Annotated in this window: 15 protein-coding genes and 1 pseudogene; 6 read left to right on the top strand and 10 right to left on the bottom strand. The window is 40.7% G+C overall.

What is annotated here, in order from left to right:
• The 4 genes from cobN to PN471_RS15190 form a co-directional block, all read right to left on the bottom strand.
• The coding region (cobN, locus tag PN471_RS15205) for a cobaltochelatase subunit CobN (RefSeq protein WP_271777573.1) at window positions 1-2,394 on the bottom strand (2,394 nt) is incomplete at its 3' end.
• A gap of 139 nt (window positions 2,395-2,533) precedes the next feature.
• Window positions 2,534-3,526 carry a zinc-dependent alcohol dehydrogenase family protein gene (locus PN471_RS15200; RefSeq protein ID WP_271777572.1) on the bottom strand — a complete coding sequence of 331 codons (993 nt, stop codon included), beginning with the start codon at window positions 3,524-3,526 and terminating at the stop codon, window positions 2,534-2,536.
• A gap of 222 nt (window positions 3,527-3,748) precedes the next feature.
• Window positions 3,749-4,381 (bottom strand): ExbD/TolR family protein, encoded by a 633-nt coding sequence (locus PN471_RS15195; RefSeq protein WP_271777571.1) that lies wholly within the window; start codon window positions 4,379-4,381, stop codon window positions 3,749-3,751.
• Complete coding sequence (locus PN471_RS15190; protein WP_271777570.1) at window positions 4,371-5,267, bottom strand: MotA/TolQ/ExbB proton channel family protein; 897 nt, start codon at window positions 5,265-5,267, stop codon at window positions 4,371-4,373. Before PN471_RS15190 ends, PN471_RS15195 begins: the two co-directional genes overlap by 11 nt.
• A gap of 188 nt (window positions 5,268-5,455) precedes the next feature.
• Between PN471_RS15190 and PN471_RS15185 the strand changes: the two genes are divergently transcribed.
• Window positions 5,456-5,764: a YkvA family protein gene (locus PN471_RS15185; protein WP_271777569.1), complete on the top strand. Its 309-nt coding sequence runs from the start codon at window positions 5,456-5,458 to the stop codon at window positions 5,762-5,764.
• A 431-nt stretch (window positions 5,765-6,195) separates the two neighbouring features.
• A complete protein-coding gene (locus PN471_RS15180; protein WP_271777568.1) occupies window positions 6,196-7,698 on the top strand; it encodes a phenylacetate--CoA ligase family protein in 1,503 nt (500 codons plus the stop codon).
• Window positions 7,699-7,945: 247 nt separating this feature from the next.
• Here PN471_RS15180 and PN471_RS15175 read toward each other — a convergent pair whose 3' ends face one another.
• From PN471_RS15175 to cruG, 4 genes and pseudogenes are all read right to left on the bottom strand, one after another.
• Window positions 7,946-8,878 (bottom strand): cobalamin-binding protein, encoded by a 933-nt coding sequence (locus PN471_RS15175; RefSeq protein WP_193894725.1) that lies wholly within the window; start codon window positions 8,876-8,878, stop codon window positions 7,946-7,948.
• Window positions 8,879-9,231: 353 nt separating this feature from the next.
• Window positions 9,232-10,386, bottom strand: a pseudogene (locus PN471_RS15170) (DUF1802 family protein); the annotation flags it as partial.
• Window positions 10,387-10,447: 61 nt separating this feature from the next.
• Complete coding sequence (locus PN471_RS15165) at window positions 10,448-10,663, bottom strand: NAD(P)H-quinone oxidoreductase subunit O (RefSeq protein ID WP_271777567.1); 216 nt, start codon at window positions 10,661-10,663, stop codon at window positions 10,448-10,450.
• Window positions 10,664-10,755: 92 nt separating this feature from the next.
• Window positions 10,756-11,967, bottom strand: coding sequence for a 2'-O-glycosyltransferase CruG (gene cruG, locus PN471_RS15160; RefSeq protein WP_271777566.1), 1,212 nt, complete (start codon window positions 11,965-11,967; stop codon window positions 10,756-10,758).
• Window positions 11,968-12,293: 326 nt separating this feature from the next.
• Between cruG and fbp the strand changes: the two genes are divergently transcribed.
• From fbp to opcA, 3 genes are all read left to right on the top strand, one after another.
• Window positions 12,294-13,331, top strand: a complete 1,038-nt coding sequence (gene fbp / locus PN471_RS15155) for a class 1 fructose-bisphosphatase (protein WP_271777565.1) — start codon at window positions 12,294-12,296, stop codon at window positions 13,329-13,331.
• A 382-nt stretch (window positions 13,332-13,713) separates the two neighbouring features.
• Window positions 13,714-15,243, top strand: coding sequence for a glucose-6-phosphate dehydrogenase (gene zwf, locus PN471_RS15150; protein ID WP_271777564.1), 1,530 nt, complete (start codon window positions 13,714-13,716; stop codon window positions 15,241-15,243).
• A gap of 77 nt (window positions 15,244-15,320) precedes the next feature.
• Window positions 15,321-16,694, top strand: coding sequence for a glucose-6-phosphate dehydrogenase assembly protein OpcA (opcA, locus tag PN471_RS15145; RefSeq protein ID WP_271777563.1), 1,374 nt, complete (start codon window positions 15,321-15,323; stop codon window positions 16,692-16,694).
• A gap of 174 nt (window positions 16,695-16,868) precedes the next feature.
• Here the strand turns inward: opcA and PN471_RS15140 are convergent, their stop codons facing one another.
• Window positions 16,869-17,243 (bottom strand): hypothetical protein, encoded by a 375-nt coding sequence (locus PN471_RS15140; protein WP_193897722.1) that lies wholly within the window; start codon window positions 17,241-17,243, stop codon window positions 16,869-16,871.
• Window positions 17,244-17,743: 500 nt separating this feature from the next.
• Entirely contained in the window at window positions 17,744-17,893 is a 150-nt protein-coding gene (locus PN471_RS15135; protein ID WP_271777562.1) for a hypothetical protein, read from the bottom strand.
• Window position 17,894: 1 nt separating this feature from the next.
• On the opposite strand from PN471_RS15135, the gene PN471_RS15130 reads away from it, so the two are divergent.
• Window positions 17,895-19,157, top strand: a complete 1,263-nt coding sequence (locus tag PN471_RS15130) for an FAD-dependent hydroxylase (protein WP_271777561.1) — start codon at window positions 17,895-17,897, stop codon at window positions 19,155-19,157.
• Window positions 19,158-19,572: the final 415 nt, after the last annotated feature.

Here is a 19,572-nt window from a genome sequence, read left to right as displayed (position 1 = left end):
GGGAGACCCCGGAGGGCGGGGAGACCCCGCCCCTACTATGATTTGTTCTACTAAATGGGCGGCCTCTGCTTCTAGGAGTTCGACGACATCGCCAATGATACGGCAGGATTTAAGTCTCTCGCAGAGGCGCAGAGGCGCAGAGAGGGGGGCTGAGAGGTTGTCGGTGAGGGGGTCTATGTCTATTTGCCATTGTTTGGCTATGGCGCGGGTAATGCCGATAGAATGGCGGTTGGGGATGCGGGCGATCGCTACTATGAGGTCTCGTAGTTGGGTTCCTTGGGGACATTGACCAAATATGTGTAAGCCGTCGCGGATTTGGGCTTCTTTGAGTTCGCACAGGTAACCGTCTAGGGAGTTTAAAATTAAGGTTTCAAAGTTGGCGATGTCTTGGGGGTTGGTGATTCCTAAGTCTTTGTACAGGTTTTCTTTGATGACGAGTTCTTGAATGCGATCGCGTATTGTTGGTAATCTGGAAGGATCTAAACTTTCTGCTTCGTAATATTCATCAATTAGGTTTTCTACTTGTTGCAATGGTCCATATAATTCGGCGCGTGTCATTGGTGGGGTTAAGTGATCAATGATTACGGCTTGGGCGCGTCTTTTTGCTTGTGAACCTTCTCCAGGATCATTCACAATAAATGGATATAAATGGGGCATTGGACCGAAGGCAATTTCTGGATAACAAGTATTAGATAAGGCGACACTTTTTCCCGGTAGCCATTCTAAGTTGCCATGTTTGCCGACATGAACTATGGCATCTGCTTGAAAGGATTCTCGTACCCAATCATAAAAGGCTAAATAATTATGGGTTGGTTCTAAATCGGGGGCATGATAATTTAAACTAGGGTCGAGATCATATCCTCTTGATGGTTGAATACCGACAAAAACGTTACCAAATTCAATTCCAGAAACCGCCCAATTTTGGATTGGATCTAAAATAGGTTGTCCCCAACGGTCAATAATTTGTTTTTGGATTATTTCTGGTAAGGTGGAAAAATAGTTTTGATATTCTGCTGCTGACAAACTTTGATTTATTGGTTTCCAATCTTTTCCTTCGGGATCATTGGTGACGCTAGATGTGAGAATTTGAATTAATTCATCTCCAGTTTCGGGAATAGTTCCCAGTTCATAACCAGCTAATTTTAAGGCTTTGAGAATTTCTACACAACTGGCAGGAGTGTCCAGTCCTACGCCGTTGGCGAGCCGTCCGTTGGTGTTGGGGTAATTTGCTAAAATTAGGGCTATGCGGCGTTCTTGGGGTGGTTTTACCCGCAATCTTACCCAGTTTGCAGCCAGTTGGGTAACGAATTGAATGCGATCGCTCACGGGTTCATAAACTACGACATCAGTTTCTAGTTTATGATTCCGAGTTTGCAAGGTTTTGAAAGACACAGCCCGACTAATAATTCGCCCGTCTACTTCTGGTAATGCCACATTTATGGCAATATCACGGGGTGTTAAACCTTGTGATTGTGATTCCCATTGTTCAACGGAACTAGCACAAAGAATTACTTGCAAAACCGGAACATTTAATTTTTCCCAAAGTTCAGTTTGCGGTGTTTCTGTTTCTAAACTTGCTAGGGAAAAACTGGTGGTATTCATCAATAAACTAACATGGTGATCATCATCTTTTGCTGCGAACAATTCACATAATTGATTACTAACACCAGGTTCACGCAATGAAGAAACAAAAACTGGGACAGGTTGTAAATTTTTCTCTATCAACGCATTACATAAAGCATCAATAACCTTAGTATTTGCTGCTAAATAATGGGCGCGATAAAACAAAATACCAACTTTAGGCTGATTCCTAAGAGGGCGGGGAAACCCCGCCCCTACCGACTGATTCCTTTCATACAATCCCACGCGGGGAATAGTTTGTGGTGGTGGGGGATTAAAAGATGTTGATAGAGATATATCAGCGATGAATTGCAAAGCGTTGAGGAAATTTTCTGTACCACCTTCTTGAAAATATTGCCAAATTTTCTGGACAATTTCTGGAGAAACCGTAGATTTGGAAATTAAATCAAAATCAAGTCCGTCATCTCCTGGCATGACAATGAGATTTGTACCATTACGGTGGACAATTTCCTGTACGACTTCTAAACCATAAGCCCAGTATGAACTTCCTCCTATGAGACGAAGTACAATGACTTGGGCAGATTCTAAAACCTGTTCACCATAATCATCTATACTTACTTGTTGCTGTAGTTGTAACAAGTTGGCTACCCTAATTTCGGGGAATTGACTAGGTAATTTAGGAACTACAGCCGCTAGAGTTTGAATATCAGTATCGGCTGCTGTAATCAACACGAAAGGGGCGGGAGTTTGTTCGAGGAAAAATAAACCTTCAGACTGATTTAATCCTCCTGGTGTAGCACTGATTCTGTGCATAATTGGTAATTAGTGATAGAAATTAGACTTTAGTTTATTTTTTTAACCGTGTTTCTGATTTGCCAAAGTTGAGAAAAATCCCATCTTTAGTCAGTAGCTAAAGTGACAAAACAATCTCAACAAATTCCCTACTTAATGATTAATTCAATAAAACAACCTTACCCAGTACAGAACCAGCTTCCACTAAAGCGTGTGCTTTTGCTGCTGATGCTAAAGGGAAGGTCTGACTAACTTCAATTTTTAACTTCCCTGCATCTATCCAATTAGCACATTGTTGTAAAATATTCCCATGATGTATTAACGATTCCACATTTCCTAACAACAGCGGTGTTAGCATTAATTCTAAACCAATGCGGAGATTTCTGTTTCTAGCAACTTTCCAAACAGTGTTAGCTTTTGGTTCTAGAATAGTCACAATATCGCCATAAAGTCGCACCGCAGGAAAGGATTTTTCCAAAGTATCACCACCCACAGTATCAAAAACTAAATCTGCACCTTCACCATTAGTCCAATCTAATACAGATGCGACAAAATCAGTTTCTTTGTAAAAAATTACCCTATCAGCACCAAGTTGAGTGACAAAATTAGCCTTTTCTTGTGAACTAACCGTAGTCGCTACTTCAGCACCTTTGAGTTTAGCCAATTGAATAGCCACATGACCAACACCACCTGCACCAGCATGAACTAATACCTTTTCTCCTGGTTCGAGTCTTCCCCGTTCATATAAAGCTTCCCAAGCAGTAATTAAAACCAGGGGTGCTGCTGCTGCTGCTGTAAAAGAAATAGATTTGGGTTTCAATGCCGCACATCTTTCATCAACAGTGATATACTCAGCATAATTTCCTGGACTTGCACCCAAACCACCATAGCAAAAATATACTTCATCACCAACGCCAAATTTTTGGACATCATTACCCACAGATTCCACTATACCTGCACCATCACATCCTAAAATAGCTGGCATTTGTTCTGGGAAAAATGTCCCCCTTTGACGTATTTTAGTATCAATGGGATTCACACCAGCAGCAAAAATTTTGACTAAAATTTCTTTGTTTGTTGGTATGGGTTGGGGAACTTCTTGTAGTTTTAAAACTTCTGGTTTACCTACTGCGGTCATTAATATTGCCTTCATGATTTTTCTCCTAGATGCAATTGTTTAAGGTTACCTAAAAATATGCCCATAACTTCCAATACTGCTAGGTTAAGCCTCAGAATCATTGATAATGTTGGGTTGTGCTGTCGCTTAACCCAACCTACATTTCTTGTTTAAGTTTACCTAAAAATATCCCCATAACTTCCTAATTGTTAAGGAAAATATGGGGAGAAAATATCTAAAGTTTCTCACAAAATAGTTTTAATTTTGAGGAGACGCATTATTTGTTCCTGGTGTTACAGGTGCTTGAGGTAAAGTATCGGGATTAATTCTGTTTCCAGGTGTGGGAAAAGAATTTGGGTTAATCGGTGGTAAAGACCTCAAACTTTCCGGTGAGTTAATTTCTGGGGTAGTGGGATTATTAGATATGGGGGGAGTAGGGAAATTTGGTGAATTTGTCAATGGTTGAGATGAACCGGGGATAATTCCCAAAGATACACGATTTCCTCCCACTTTTCTCAGCAAGTCTAGGGTTTGAATTACGTCGTTATAAGTAGCTGTCCGCGACGCATTTAATACTAAAATCCCGTCTGGATTGGCTTGAATGTATTGTTTTAAACGTGCTTCTAATTCCTCCCGGTTCACAGGTTCTTTTTCGATGTAAGTTAATCCAATAGCATCAATTGTTACAGGTAATATTTTGCTTTTAATTTGGGAATTAGCAGCAGAATTTTCGCCTGTACTAGCTTTGGGTAAATCAACATTAATTGCTTGCTGACGGGTAAATTGTAAAGCTGCTAAGAGAAAGAATGTCAGAATACAAAAAACAACGTCAATTAGGGGGATAATTTGAATTTGAAGGTCTTCACCGGAGGTATCTAGCTTAACTTTCATCTTCTTGTTTTTCTCCAGAGTTCAAATTGGTGTTATCCATCTTGTTATCGGGTGAATTTGCCGAATTTACAAGGTTTAAACCATAATTATCAATTGGATCATTTGGCTGAATTGACGAATTTACAGAGTGTAAGCTGAAATTGTCAGTTGTGTAATCTGGCTCATTTTCCGGTTCTTGAATAAATGTTTTTGATTCTAGCTGAGAAGATGAATCGAAATTTGTAGAGGTGCGTTTTGAGAATCTGTCGGTGTTAATTGTTTGAGGTTCGGGAGGATATTGACGGTAAAGCAGTTCCAATTCATTGCCGGCTTTATTGAAAATTTTAACTTGGTTAACAACAAAACTTTGAAATAGGCGGTAAAATACTAAACTGGCGATCGCTACTATTAACCCCGCTGCTGTACTAATTAACGATTCCCCAATCCCTGTGGTGACACCGGCTGTAGATTCAGTTCCCAAATCACCAATCCGAATTGCACCCAAGGAACGAATCAAACCTAAAACCGTCCCCAACAATCCTAACAGTGGTGAAAGGGCAATCACGGCTTCTAAAAGTTTTTCACCCCGACGCATTCCCGCTATCTCGTCGGCTGCGGTTGATTCTAGGGCTAATCTAAAGGTTTCTGGATCACTTTTTTGTAAGCTTAAAGGTGCGTACAGAAATCTGCCAACGGGCTGTTTTATAGATTGTTCAGCTATTGCTTCAGCGATTCCCCAGTCCTCACCAGCAGCATCCAGAACCCGATTGACTATTTCTTTTTCCTGGGACAGAATCCGTAACCAGAACCATAGACGTTCAAAAATCACACTTAGTGATAGGACTGATAAAACTAGCAAAGGCCACATAGCCGGCCCGCCCTTCTTAAACAAATCTAAAATATCCACTGTGTAGGTTTCCTCTCTCCATTCCGAGTAGTCAAGGCATTTTCATTTTAGAGAGTTTTGTATGACTCACAAACTTTTCTGATTAATCACTCAGGAGTAACATCTTCTATACACAATATGGCGGTTATTCCCACCGGGAGTTTAGATGATTATTTGCCAAAATAAAAAGATCACTGGAGGTTAAGAATATGAACTTCTCAATTCAATCCCTGTATGTATGGTATCGAAACACACTACGCAATCCTAAATACCGTTGGTGGATAATTATCGGCACAGTAGCCTATTTAATTAGCCCTTTAGATATTTCTCCAGATTTTATTCCTATTATTGGTCAAATTGACGATGTTTTACTGTTGAGTTTATTCGTTTCTGAAGTTTCTTCCTTAGTTATTGATGGTTGGAAGGCAAAAAAAGGGACTGTAGAAAATAGTACCACCAATCCGGCTCATCATGCCCCTGGCGAAACTGTGGATGTTGATTCTATCCCTGTTAAGTAGTATTTGTCGGTTGGGTTGACGCGGGGAGACCCGGCATGATCAATGATTGTGTTAGATTTGACGATTATAGAACCAGCAATTCTCATTTTGAAACGAGTTTGCGCCATTTCAGCGAACTGCTTGCAGCAGCGCTTCGCTATCCCCGGATTTGTTAAGAATTGTAAAACCCTATGAATGTAAGGGTTTAAATGTCATGAAACCTTAAAATGAGAATTGCTGTTATAGGACTTACGCACTGTACAAATTCACCATCATGTGTATGAAGGATATTTGGTCGTTTCAGGCTTTTGGCGATAAATTATCGTTATGTCGAACTCACATGACACCAATAAACTCGTGCTTTACCCCTACATTGAGAATCAAACAATCAAGCCGTTTTGAGTATAAAATACTGACTAAAGATAAACTGGGGGTTTTCCCACACAAGCCTTATGAAACCACAAATATCAACACAAAGGGCAATCCTGGGATTAGAAGATTTTATCTCAACTCTCTTAGGAGACAAACTAAAACAGCACCTGAATATTGACAGCCAAGAAATAGCCTTGAGATTATTTCAAGATGTAGCTGCTAGTGTACCCGCTTATCAGGCATTTTTAGCAGAACGAGGCATAAATCCTCAAAATATTCAAACATTAGCAGATTTCCAAAACTTACCAAAAATTAATAAAGAAAATTATATTTCCCGTTATTCTTTGCCCCAATTGTGTAATAGTGGAAAAATAGGAGGCTGTGATATGATCGCTGCTTCCTCTGGCTCAACAGGTAAACCCACATTTTGGCCACGTTTCATCACTGACGAACTGCAAATAGCCACCCGCTTCGAGCAAATTTTTCATGATAGTTTTCATGCCGATACTAAACCCAGTTTAGCAGTAGTTTGTTTTACCTTGGGAACTTGGGTGGGTGGAATGTTTACCACTAATTGCTGCCGTCATTTAGCCGCTAAAGGTTATCCAATTACCGTTATTACCCCAGGGAATAATAAAACAGAAATTTTGCGAATTGTCCAAGAATTAGGTAGTAATTTTGAGCAAGTTGTCTTATTAGGATATCCACCATTTCTCAAAGACGTTATTGATACAGGTATTGCCAATGGAATGCAGTGGGGACAATATCATATTAAATTAGTCATGGCAGGAGAAGTATTCAGTGAAGAATGGCGAAATTTAGTGGGAGAAAGAATAGGTTCTGAAAATCCCTATGATGATTTTGCTTCCATGTATGGAACAGCAGACGCAGGAGTTTTAGGTAATGAAACCCCCTTAAGTATTTGTATTCGGCGGTTTTTAGCAGCCACACCTGCCGCAGCTAAAGCATTATTTGGAGAATCCCGATTACCTACTTTAGTTCAATATGATCCTTGCAGTCGTTTTTTTGAAGTAGAAGATGGAAATTTGCTATTTTCTGGGCATAATGGCGTGCCTTTAATTAGATATAGCATTTTTGATCAAGGTGGCTTAATTACCTACACAGAAATGCTAGAATTCTTATCAGCATGGGGTTTTGATCCTCTTACAGAATTACAAAATCATCGCGGAATTCATCAATTACCTTTTGTTTATGTTTTTGGACGTTCTAACTTTACAGTTTCCTATTTTGGCGCAAATATTTATCCAGAAAATGTCACCGTCGGACTAGAACAACCAATCATTAGAGAATGGGTAACGGGTAAGTTTGTTATCCAGGTAAAAGAAGATGCCGATAAAAGTCGCTTTTTATCTGTAGTAGTAGAATTAGCACCAGGAATTGAAAATCAAGAGGAAAAAAGATTATCTATTACTGCGGCTATTCTTGGCCAATTATTGCGTTTAAATAGTGAATTTGCAAATTATGTTCCTCCACAATATCAAACTCCTGTAGTAGAATTAAAACCCATTGGTGATACTGAATATTTTCCTATAGGTGTCAAACACAGATACAGCAGAAGCTAGTACCGCAGGGCGGAAGTCAAAACGAATACAGTATAGGCTGTTTAACGATTTAGGATGGTTGGTTTATTTATACCCTGTTGTCCTAGTGTTAACTTAAAGCTTGGCGAATGGAATTCACTGCTATACAAACAAAGTCCGCCTGCGCGGACTAACGAAAAAATCAAGGATTTGAAACCCATGTAGGCGGGTTTTGCTTGTGTAGACGCGGTTTCTAACCGCCCGTTTAACTTACCCCTGATGGCAATAATTACAAGATTTGCCAAGCACTACCTTGATAACCATAGTCAAAAATATCTGGGTGCAATATTTCTGCTAAAATTTCCACAGAATCTACTAATCGCGGACCAGGACGGTTAAAGTAAGCGTTACCATCGGTAATAAATACTCTTCCTGTTTGCACAGCGTGGAGTTTTTTCCATTCTGGACGTTGAGTTAATAATTCTGCTTCTTGGTGAGTTCGTTGCAAATCAAAGCCACAGGGCATGAAAATAATCACATCTGGATTACTATCTACTAATGTTTCCCATTTAACATGAGTAGCAGGTTTGCCAGTGATGCTAAATAATGGTCTTCCTCCTGCTAGGTTAATTAATTCAGGAACCCAATTTGCAGCAGTCATTAAAGGATCAGTCCATTCAATGCACACGACTTTAGGCAATTCAGCGGTAGAAAGTCCTTGTAGTCTACGTTTGCAAATTCTGACACGGGCTTCTAGATTCTCCAGTATTTCTACTGAATCTACGCCAAATGTGTGGCTAACCCGTTCAATATCACCCCACATATCCTGTAATGTATTGGGTTGTAGAGAAATAATTTGCGGTGAACTGTGGGTAAGTTGGGCAACTGCTTTTTCTACCTCTGGTAAACTGACAGCGCAGACATCACATTGATCTTGAGTGATAATATGGGTAGGGTGCAATTTCTCTAAAACATCTACTTTGATTTTGTAGATACCCAAAGCAGATTGTAATAGATTGTCGGCTTCTTTGTGAATAGAATGGCTGTTAGTGTCTCCATTTAAACGGGCTTGAGTACAAACTGGAAGATTGACGATTTCGGGAGGATAATCACATTCATGCGATCGCCCTACCATAGCATCAAACAAGCCCAGTTTGGCGACAATTTCCGTAGCACTAGGAACTAAAGAAATAATTCTTATATCGTTACTTGTATCAATCATAGTCTCACCCCCCTGGGAATAGGAGTCAGGAGTCAAAAATAGAGAATGGTGTTACAGCAGGAGTCAGGAGTAAAATTGGTTTGCTGTCTCGCTTTGAATTTAGATCCTGTACCTCATTAATCTGTAATCTGCTGTAAGTTGTTTTTAACAGATATTTCTACCTTCATTTTTGCATATTTTTAGAGAGACGGTATCTATCTTGAGGATTGTTAGTATTTGGATTTCGCGCTAAGACCCAGAAAATAAGGAAGTTGCTAGTCAGCAAGCACGAGATAAACACCCTCATGCTGTACATTGTATGTTTCCGTTGAATGAAATTGGAGCAGTTAGTAGAATATGATACAGGGTTCTTTTTAATTAATTGGTAAGTCACGCAGATAGTAGAATTTATCTGTTTTCCAATTGTTTCCTTTTTCTCTTCCTAAGTAACCTGTTAAGGGTGATGATAGTTCTATTAAAATTTCGTGCATTTCTTGATCTTGAATTTTCAATATAGTTTGTGGTAGATTAGAAACATCATAAGCACCAGCAATATACTCAATTCCCACTTTTTTGTCAGCCTTTTTAATTAATTGCACTAAATGCGATCGCAATTTAATCTCTTTTTCTATTTTATCAATATATTCATTAATTTTATCATCAATTTGTCCTGGTTCTAAATATTGCTTTAATTCAATTAAGTTTATTGCACCTAGATATTTTGCTTTGAGTTCAACTAATTTTTGTAATGTCATGGCTTTGATAATACTGACTTTCCATTCTTTTGATGATTTTTGAGTATCTGAGGTAGCGTTACCTGGACCTATTACTAATTTTGGTGAATTCAGAAATTTATCTACACCTAAGTGCATTCCACCTAGTTTAAGTAGTTCTTCAATTGTACCACTAGGAATACTTTTACCTGCTTTACATTCACACACTAAAGGATAAGGCTGTGAACAATATAAATCTAAACCTCCTGCACCTCCTTTATAAGCAGTTTCAACTTTAAATCCTAAAAAATCAAGGCTATCCCGTGCGATGTTTTCAAAGTCTGTACCCGCTTGATAGCTATTTTTTTTCTCTTCAAATTCTATACTTCTATCTCCTAAAGATGCAATGGTTTTTAGCCAAGCTAAATCGGCATCTATTGTATTTGTAGTTGGTTCATTACCCCAACCTAAAAATACTTTGATTTCATTTTCTAATTGTTGTGCTGCTGGGTTATTGTTGGTTATTTGTGATAATGCACTTTGTAATTCTTCTAGTTCAGGATGTAGGGGAGGTTCGAGTTTTTCTAATTGTCGTTTGCGTTGAATAAAAACCTGATCACTTAATACAGGTTTATCTTCAGAACCAGAAATATTAGGTAAACTGACAAATTTACCTAGTTTATCTTGAATATTTGGATTAGCTGGAATTTCACAAGGTTCAGATAAATGATAAACGCGCAAATAAGCGAGAAAAAAATGCGGTTGTTTTTGTAAAATTTCCTCAAATGTTTCTGGTTTCCAAATTAAGCGATCGCTCTTGTAATTTATTGATGCTCCCCGGTATCAAAACACGGGGATTTTCGACTCAAAGCACCAATTACACAAACTCTTCCAACTGTGACAACTTTAACCAAATATTGGGCGTTGGTACTTGTCCAAACTTCACCAAAGCATAATCACCCTTGATATCCACAATCTCCCCTTGGGTTTCAAACAAGTAACTAGGTAAACGGGAATCACTAGCCCGTGCTTCTAGACTATTTTCCAGCTTTTCCCGAATAGCTCGCACCATATTTCCTTTTTTAATCGCCATAAGTTCCCCTCGTTTCAAAATAAACGCTTTTAGTGAAAATTTTAGCCTGTACACAGACACAAGGGGAATTTTTCTATTGATCACCTGGTTTTCTAGCCGACATCATCCCCATATTTCCGCCCGCGCCATTGCTTAGGAGTGTGAAATGCAGATAAAAAGATGCGTAGGACCGCTAAAGGGTCAGCCAACGGAGAAAGCCAGAATAACCAACCAGCAGTGGCATCTTTCCGATCATAGGAGGGAGCGATCGCGAGTAATAAAGCAAAGCGAATCACCACCAAGAATATATTCAATCCTAACAACAGCAGTGCCGGCAGTGAAAGCACCACACTGGGAAGCAACAAATAACCCAATAAAATCAAAATAGGTAAACCCTGTACCGCCGACAATACCCACAAATCCCCCCAAATCTGAGCAGCAGAAGCAGCATCCTTCAAATCTAAGCTGCGTCCCCATTCGTTCCAAGTTTCCCACGCCCCCTCATACATCCTCACCCTTAACACCTTAGCCCCATCCAAAAAGCCCACCTTAAAGCCCTTAGCGGCAATATTCCGCGCCAAAGTCACATCATCACAAAAAGAACCTTTCGCGCTGCTGTAACCATTCACAGCCTTTAACACAGACCGACGACACAAAAAACACTGACCATTAGCCATCACCCGTTCCGGTTGTTCAGTATAAATCCCCGTCGGATCAAATCTATATAACAACGTCATCAACAAAGCCGGTTGTAACCAGCATTCCCCCGGATACTTGAGAATAAACTGCGGTGATAAAGATACCAAATCATAACCTTGAGCGATCGCCGTTTGCACCAAACTCGCCACCAAACCAGCATCAGGTTGGATATCTGCATCCATACCCAAAAACCATTCACTCCCCTCAGAACTGAACAAAAAACCATTATGCAACGCCCAAGGACGACCCACCCACCCAGGAGGTAAAGGATCATCCGTCATCACCCGAAAGCGTGGGTCATTTTCTGCCGTAGCTTTTACCAAATCGGGAGTACCATCTTCAGAGCGACTATCAACCACAATCACTTCCCGCACTTCATAACTTTGGCGACTCAAACCAGCCAAAAGCGGACCAATCCGCAACGCCTCATTTAACGTCGGTACAACCACACTCACACTTCCCAAAAGTTCCGGTGTCGGCTGTTGTGGTATTAAAGCTGGATCACGTCCAGGACCCTTCAGCAACCGGGAAAACAAAATCGCCGTTGCCGGTACTTGAACAAGTAGCAATAGAAGCGGAATAATATTTAGCAATTTTAACCCTGACTTTTTGTATAAACTAGCCACTTTAAATCTTCTCGCAATTTAGGCAAATTGACCTAAATTATCCAGTAATATGTAATTAGATAAGAAAAATTGAACGCAGATAAACGCAGATGAATTCATGGATTTGATGATTCTTCCCTACCTTGATCTGATCTCAATCCTCAATTGGCACATCTACTTAGGGATTACAGACAACTTATTCAGCAACCCCTACTTAATCTTTGAATTCTTTAGTTTATCTAAAATCACGTCTAAGTTATGAAATTCCCTTTCTAAGATAGAGACAGCGATGGAAAATCGCCATAAATAAACACGACCTCATAGCCAACTGCCAGGAAGAAACTAATATGACTCAAGGATCAGAATCTTTGGACTTGTCCACAGATAAAGCTTTAGATCGTGATTGTACAACATTATCCCGCCACATCCTCCAACAACTACAGAGTTTTGGACCCGATGCCCAGGATTTAAGTGCGCTCATGAACCGCATCGCTTTAGCGGGTAAATTAGTTGCCCGTCGCTTGAGTCGTGCTGGTTTAATGGAAGGAGTTCTCGGATTCACTGGAGAAGTTAACGTCCAAGGAGAATCCGTCAAAAAAATGGATGTTTACGCCAACGAGGTATTTATTTCCGTCTTCAACCAAAGCGGCCTAGTCTGTCGTCTGGCTTCCGAAGAAATGGAAAAACCCTACTATATCCCCGAAAACTGCCCCATCGGTCGTTATACCCTACTTTATGACCCCATTGACGGCTCATCTAACACAGATAACAATCTCAGTTTAGGTTCTATCTTTGCCATTCGTCAGCAAGAAGGAGCGGACTTAGATGGTGAAGCCAAAGATTTACTGACCAATGGACGCAAACAATTAGCCGCCGGATATATTCTTTATGGACCCAGCACCATGTTGGTTTACACCATAGGTACAGGAGTACATTCCTTCATTCTTGATCCTAGCCTGGGTGAATTTATTCTCTGTCAAGAAAATATCCAAATGCCCAATCACGCCGCCACTTATAGCGTTAATGACGGTAACTTCTGGCAATGGGAAGAACCCTTTAGAGAATATATCCGTTATGTTCATCGCACGGAAGGCTATAGTTCCCGTTACAGTGGTGCAATGGTCAGCGATATTCATAGAATTCTATTACAAGGTGGAGTATTTCTCTACCCAGGAACACTACAAAAACCAGAAGGTAAATTACGGTTACTTTATGAAACCGCCCCTTTAGCATTTTTAATTGAACAAGCTGGAGGTGTAGCCACCACAGGAACAATCGACATTTTGGATGTCGTTCCCACCAAACTGCACCAACGCACCCCATTAATTATTGGTAGTAAAGAAAACGTAGCCAAAGTTATGTCTTTTCTGAAAACAGATAATTAGACAAAACCCCAACTAATTAAAAATCAAACCTCATGTTCTAGACTGAACAAATAAAAGAAAAAATAGTCGGTTTTAACCGACTTTAGCTATCAGACAGGGAATTTATTCCCTGGATTCTGGATTCTGGATTCTGGATTCTGGATTCTAATTCTGTACCCTATATACCTGCAACAATCAATCCGTGTCTTTTCTGTGTCATTCATGAACTCTTTAAAAGGCAAAGTCAAGCTATTCTCACCTGTAGAGGGAATTGGGGAAATAGGGAACGATCAGGAAATGGAGAGATGAAGAAATGTGGGATTTACTCTTGTCTCTTCCCTCTTGCCTCTTTCCTCTTGCCTCTTTCCTAAACCGAAATCTAAAATCTAAAATCTAAAATCCTATGGTCAGTTTGTTAGAAAATCCATTGCGTGCCGGTCTACAGCAGCAAGGGATGCCCGAACCACAAATAATTGTCATCTTTGGCGCGTCTGGAGATTTAACCTGGCGGAAACTAGTTCCAGCATTATACAAATTGCGGAGAGAAAGACGGATTCCCGCAGAAACCACCATTGTCGGCGTAGCCCGTCGGGAATGGAGTCATGAATACTTCCGTGAACAAATGCAAAAAGGCATGGAAGAAGCCCACGCCAATGTAGAACTAGGTGAACTGTGGCAAGACTTTTCCCAAGGTTTATTTTACTGTCCTGGAAACATAGACGACCCAGCCGGCTACCAAAAACTCAAAACCCTATTAGCAGAACTAGACGAAAAACGGGGAACACGGGGAAACCGGATGTTCTACCTTTCCGTCGCCCCCAACTTCTTCCCCGAAGCCATCAAACAACTAGGGTTAGCCGGAATGTTAGATGATGCCGAAAAACATCGTTTAGTCATCGAAAAACCCTTTGGCCGTGATTTAGCTTCCGCCCAAAACCTCAACCAAGTCGTCCAGAAGGTTTGTAAAGAAAACCAAGTCTATCGCATTGACCACTACTTAGGTAAAGAAACAGTCCAAAACCTACTAGTGTTCCGGTTTGCCAATGCCATTTTTGAACCTTTGTGGAATCGGCAATTTGTAGATCATGTCCAAATCACCGTAGCTGAAACCGTAGGCGTTGAAGACCGGGCTGGTTATTATGAAACTGCCGGCGCACTCCGGGATATGTTGCAAAACCACCTCATGCAGCTTTATTGTTTAACAGCAATGGAAGCGCCCAACGCTATGGATGCTGACAGTATCCGCACAGAAAAGGTCAAGGTGCTACGAGCTACTCGATTAGCGGATGTGCATAATTTATCAAAGTCAGCAATTCGGGGTCAGTACAGTGCCGGCTGGATGAAAGGACAACAGGTGGAAGGGTATCGAAATGAACCGGGAGTTAATCCTGAATCTACCACCCCCACCTATGTGGCGATGAAATTTATGGTAGATAACTGGCGCTGGAAAGGTGTTCCTTTTTACCTAAGAACTGGCAAGCGGATGCCTAAAAAAGTTAGTGAAATTGCCATTCACTTCCGCGAAGTTCCCTCCAGAATGTTCCCCTCCGCGTCCCAGCAAGCTAACCCCAACGTTTTGACCATGCGGATACAACCCAATGAAGGTATTTCTCTCCGTTTTGATGTGAAAATGCCCGGTGGTGACTTCCGTACTCGTTCCGTAGATATGGATTTCAGCTATGGTTCTTTTGGGATTACAGCCACTTCCGATGCCTATGACCGCCTCTTCCTTGATTGTATGATGGGCGACCAAACTCTATTCACAAGAGCAGACGAAGTAGAAGCAGCTTGGCAAGTAGTTACACCGGCCCTATCTGTATGGGATTTACCCGCTGATCCAGCAACCGTTCCTCAGTATGAAGCCGGCACTTGGGAACCAGAAGAGGCAGAATTATTAATTAACCAAGACGGTCGCCGCTGGCGCAGACTTTAATTAGTCATTGGTCATTGGTCAGTAGCAAAATAACTGACAACTGACAACTAACAACTAACAACTGACAACTGACAAATATGATTTCCCAAGCACCAACAATTTATTCTTTACAAGCGCCCAAGGATGTTTCCCTCACCGAAATTGAAGCAGAACTGACTAAAGTTTGGCAAAGTTACGGTATTCAGGGAGAAGACGGTGGTTTACCCGCTGCTACCCGCGCCACAACATTCACTTTGGTGGTTTACGAACCCGAAGAAACCCAGTATTTGTTAACTGCCACAGGTTTTTATAAGGGTCCTATTGATGGCATTCTCGGGCCGCAAACTAAAACAGCATTGCGGGAATTACAAAAAAAGCATCATCTTCCAGAGACTGGTGGTGCAACACCAGAAACTCTGACTGCTTTGCGGCAAGAATATTTCCAAAAGCAGCACACCGGACCGAATGGAGATAGTCATGGTGCCGCTATGGGTTATACTTTTAGCCCTACAAGTCCCACCATTGCTGATGAAATTGCCATCCGTAATCCCTGCCGAATCATTGCTTTATGTCCTATTGCTGGGGACGATGAGGGGGTAAAGGCTCAGGTTTCTGCCTATTGCCCAATTCAAAAGCAGTCTTCTAGCACTCTTGTTTGCTGTGAATATATTACGCTCACTGGTACTGCTGGGGCGTTGGAACGCATTGGGGGCATGATTCCCGCTTTATTAATTGGTGGTTTACCTAAGTTCCTCTGGTGGAAAGCTACACCGGATGCTGCTAACCCTTTGTTTAAACGATTAGCCGCAGTTTGCAATAATGTCATTGTTGATTCTTGCAACTTTAATACACCAGAAGATGATTTACTCAGCTTGCAAAAGTTAGTAGAAGCTAGTGTACCTTTAGCTGATTTGAATTGGCGGCGGTTATCAGCATGGCAAGAGTTGACAGCACAAGCTTATGATGCGCCTAATCGTCGCGCTGCTCTTAAAGAAATTGATCGTGTCAATATTGACTACGAAAAAGGTAATGCTGCTCAAGCTTTGTTATATTTAGGTTGGTTAGCTAATCGCTTAGAATGGCAACCAGTTGCCTATAAACAGGAAAACGGTGATTATGACATCACTTCTGTTCAATTTCTTTCTCAAGACCAAAAACACATAGAAGTGGAGTTGGCAGGTGTTCCCATTGCTGATATTGGGGAAATTGTCGGCGATTTAATTGGTTTGCGGTTGAGTTCTACTAATATTCAAGCTAATTGTGGAACTGTGATTTGTTCGGAAACTGGCGGCTGTATGCGAATGGAAACTCATGGTGGCGCTCAGTTATCTGGTTTGTTCCAACAGGTAACTTCTCTTTCGGAACAAAAGGCAGAGGCTTTGTTGAGTCAACAGGTGCAACGCTGGGGACGTGAAGCTTTGTTTGAGGATAGTCTAATTGCAATTGGTAACACTATTAAGTTAGGCAAATAGTTGATGGTAATGGGTAATGGGTAATTGGTAATTGGTAATGGGTAATTGGTAATTGGTAATTGGTAATACTCTTGCCTATTCCCTATTCCCTATTCCCTATTCCCTATTTTCAACATTAAAAAACCCGGCTGAACCGGGCAGATGTACTGTTTGTCAAGTATTAGCTAATGATAATTATTGGTTGATTTCACAAGTTAAAGGACAAGCTGCATAAACGGTGGTTTGAGTTTTTTCAGATTCATCATGTAACCAATTCAACCATTTTATTTGCTTAGGATGAATACCTTTAGCGGTTAGAACTCCAGCAGTAATTAATACTGCCATGACATTAAACATGACCAAACTACCTGCCACAATTAACACGGCACTAGCAGGCATCACGGATTGCAAAACAATGGATAATAAACAGCCGACTGTAGCCATTAATACAACCAATGGAAAACCAACAACTAACAAGCACACTGCCAATGTAAATGTCCAGATTAAAAAGCTTCTCATCATTAACAAGGAGTGGGTCCGAACTAGATTAGAGCTTTGAGCCGAAACCATGACTTTTCCTCCTAATACACAGCAAGTTTAAATTTCAGTTTTTTATCACTCGAAAGCGAATTAACTGATTTTGTTTCAGTGAAACTTAGTATATAAAACCTTAGCTCCAAAATGAGCATTTCTTTACTAAAGTTTACAGTTGATTTTTTCTGCTTATGAATGAGAATTCACATATACCCGCAGGTAGGGTAGGGAGTTTTGATGTATGCCTTGAGAGATATGGACTAACGGTAAATGAGAAGCAGATATTGATCCCCGCAATCAGATTGCCCAGATGCTTAACATTTCTTATAGAAAACGATCTTATTTCTCATAATTTATCAAGAGGTGACAAAAAGTAGTCATCCCCAAAATATTGTATACACTTGTGCAAAATTGTCTTAGCTGTTTAATACCTTGTCCAAATTAGAAAAAGCCTTGATTTGTAGGTTGGGTTGTTCGCGTGAGCGTTGCGGAGCAATAGCATGAAACCCAACAAATGCGTTGGGTTGCGCTGTCGCTTAACCCAACAAAGCAGCAAATGGACAAGGTATTGCTGTTCCCTGTTCCCTTCTTTTGTCAGCCAGTTTTACTCCTAAATTCTGCTGTATGTTGATCATCAGTGGCGATCGCGTCACAATAATAATTAAAACTATGTAATTTATCTTCACAATGACCCTCTCCCCGCTTATTCCCACTCTTTCATCCCCCCACACCCCCACAGAAACCTACTGGGGATATGATTATGATTTGGTCATAGTCGGTGGTGGCATTGTCGGCTTAACCCTAGCCGCAGCTTTAAAAGATTCTGGTTTAAAGATTCTCCTCATTGAAGCTAGAGTTGCATCAGCCGCAGTGGCTAAAGGACAGGCTTATGCTGTACATATGTTATCAGCCCAAATTTTCCAAGGAATTGGTTTATGGGAGAAAATTCTCCCCAATATTGCTAAATATAACCAAGTGCGTCTCTCTGATGCTGATTATCCTGATGTGGTGAACTTCCAAACCGATGATTTAGGGACACCAGAATTAGGTTATGTAGCAGAACACTATGCACTATTAGCACCTTTACAGGAATTTGTGCAAAGTTGTGCAAATGTAACCATCTTGTGTCCAGCGGCAGTAGTAAGTACACAAAACGAAAGAGATATAGTTACTATTAATATCAAAATTGGCGACGAAAATCGGATAATTCGCAGTAAATTGTTAGTCGCTGCTGATGGTTCAAAATCTCCCATTCGTCAAGCCGCCGGCATTAAAACCAAAGGGTGGAAATATTGGCAATCCTGTATTGTGGCTTTTGTGAAACCAGAAAAATCTCACAATAACACCGCTTACGAAAAATTTTGGTCAAGTGGTCCTTTTGCAATTTTACCCTTACCGGGAAACCGTTGTCGCATTGTTTGGACTGCACCCCATGAAGAAGCAAAAGCTTTGTGTGCGTTGAATGATGAGGAATTTTTAGCGGAACTAACTAAACGCTATGGTCAGCAAATGGGTAAATTGGAATTATTGGGAGAGAGGTTTATTTTTCAGGTACAGTTAATGCAGAGCGATCGCTATGTTCTCCCTAGATTAGCATTAATAGGTGATGCCGCCCATAACTGTCATCCCGTCGGTGGACAAGGTTTAAACTTAGGGATTCGGGACGCAGCCGCATTAGCCGAAATCATCCAAACTGCCCATCAAAAGCGTCAAGATATTGGTAATATTTCCATACTCAAAAAATATGAAAGCTGGAGAAAAAAAGAAAACCTCGCCATATTAGGTTTCACCGATTTATTAGATCGAGTTTTTTCCAACAACTTCTTACCAATAGTCATAGTTCGCCGTTTAGGTTTGTGGATTATGCAACGAGTTCCCATCGTGAAAATATTCGCCCTAAAATTAATGATTGGCTTAAAAGGAAAAACTCCACAACTAGCCAAACGCTGAAATCACCAAAACATTGTAGGGTGCGTCAGATTCGATAACTCAGCCAGCCCTAAATAGATTTTTGATATCTGACGCACCTTAAAAATGTACTTCTTTTGATAGTTTGTTAATAACATCAACCTAATAACTAAGGAAAGTGAGAGATATCGTAACTCAAACTTTAGAGAATTCTCTGAGTTTAGTAGAATAAGAACAACATTTCTACCGTCGTGGAGTAACTTGGGAAAGGTTTCAAGCAATTGCACACTTGCCGATATTCTTCCGTAAATAACCCATTAGAGGATGTTTGAAAAGTTTCCGGCGATTAGAAATCGCTACTACACAAACAAAGTCCACCTGCGTGGACTAACGAAAAATCAAGGCTTTTGAACCCACGAAGGTGGGTTTCGTCTGTGTAGCTGCGACTTCTAGTCGC

The sequence above is a fragment of the Aphanizomenon sp. CS-733/32 genome (assembly GCF_028330045.1).
Lineage (GTDB): Bacteria > Cyanobacteriota > Cyanobacteriia > Cyanobacteriales > Nostocaceae > Dolichospermum > Dolichospermum gracile.
This window is presented reverse-complemented; position numbering and strand designations above follow the sequence as displayed.

Excerpts from the sequence above, each read along its gene's own strand:
- zwf (WP_271777564.1), top strand. The coding sequence starts at position 13,714 with ATGGTCAGTTTGTTAGAAAATCCATTGCGTGCCGGTCTACAGCAGCAA.
- PN471_RS15195 (WP_271777571.1), bottom strand. The coding sequence starts at position 4,381 with ATGAAAGTTAAGCTAGATACCTCCGGTGAAGACCTTCAAATTCAAATT.
- PN471_RS15180 (WP_271777568.1), top strand. The coding sequence starts at position 6,196 with ATGAAACCACAAATATCAACACAAAGGGCAATCCTGGGATTAGAAGAT.
- opcA (WP_271777563.1), top strand. The coding sequence starts at position 15,321 with ATGATTTCCCAAGCACCAACAATTTATTCTTTACAAGCGCCCAAGGAT.
- PN471_RS15140 (WP_193897722.1), bottom strand. The coding sequence starts at position 17,243 with ATGGTTTCGGCTCAAAGCTCTAATCTAGTTCGGACCCACTCCTTGTTA.
- PN471_RS15185 (WP_271777569.1), top strand. The coding sequence starts at position 5,456 with ATGAACTTCTCAATTCAATCCCTGTATGTATGGTATCGAAACACACTA.
- PN471_RS15165 (WP_271777567.1), bottom strand. The coding sequence starts at position 10,663 with ATGGCGATTAAAAAAGGAAATATGGTGCGAGCTATTCGGGAAAAGCTG.
- fbp (WP_271777565.1), top strand. The coding sequence starts at position 12,294 with ATGACTCAAGGATCAGAATCTTTGGACTTGTCCACAGATAAAGCTTTA.
- PN471_RS15130 (WP_271777561.1), top strand. The coding sequence starts at position 17,895 with ATGACCCTCTCCCCGCTTATTCCCACTCTTTCATCCCCCCACACCCCC.
- PN471_RS15175 (WP_193894725.1), bottom strand. The coding sequence starts at position 8,878 with ATGATTGATACAAGTAACGATATAAGAATTATTTCTTTAGTTCCTAGT.
- PN471_RS15200 (WP_271777572.1), bottom strand. The coding sequence starts at position 3,526 with ATGAAGGCAATATTAATGACCGCAGTAGGTAAACCAGAAGTTTTAAAA.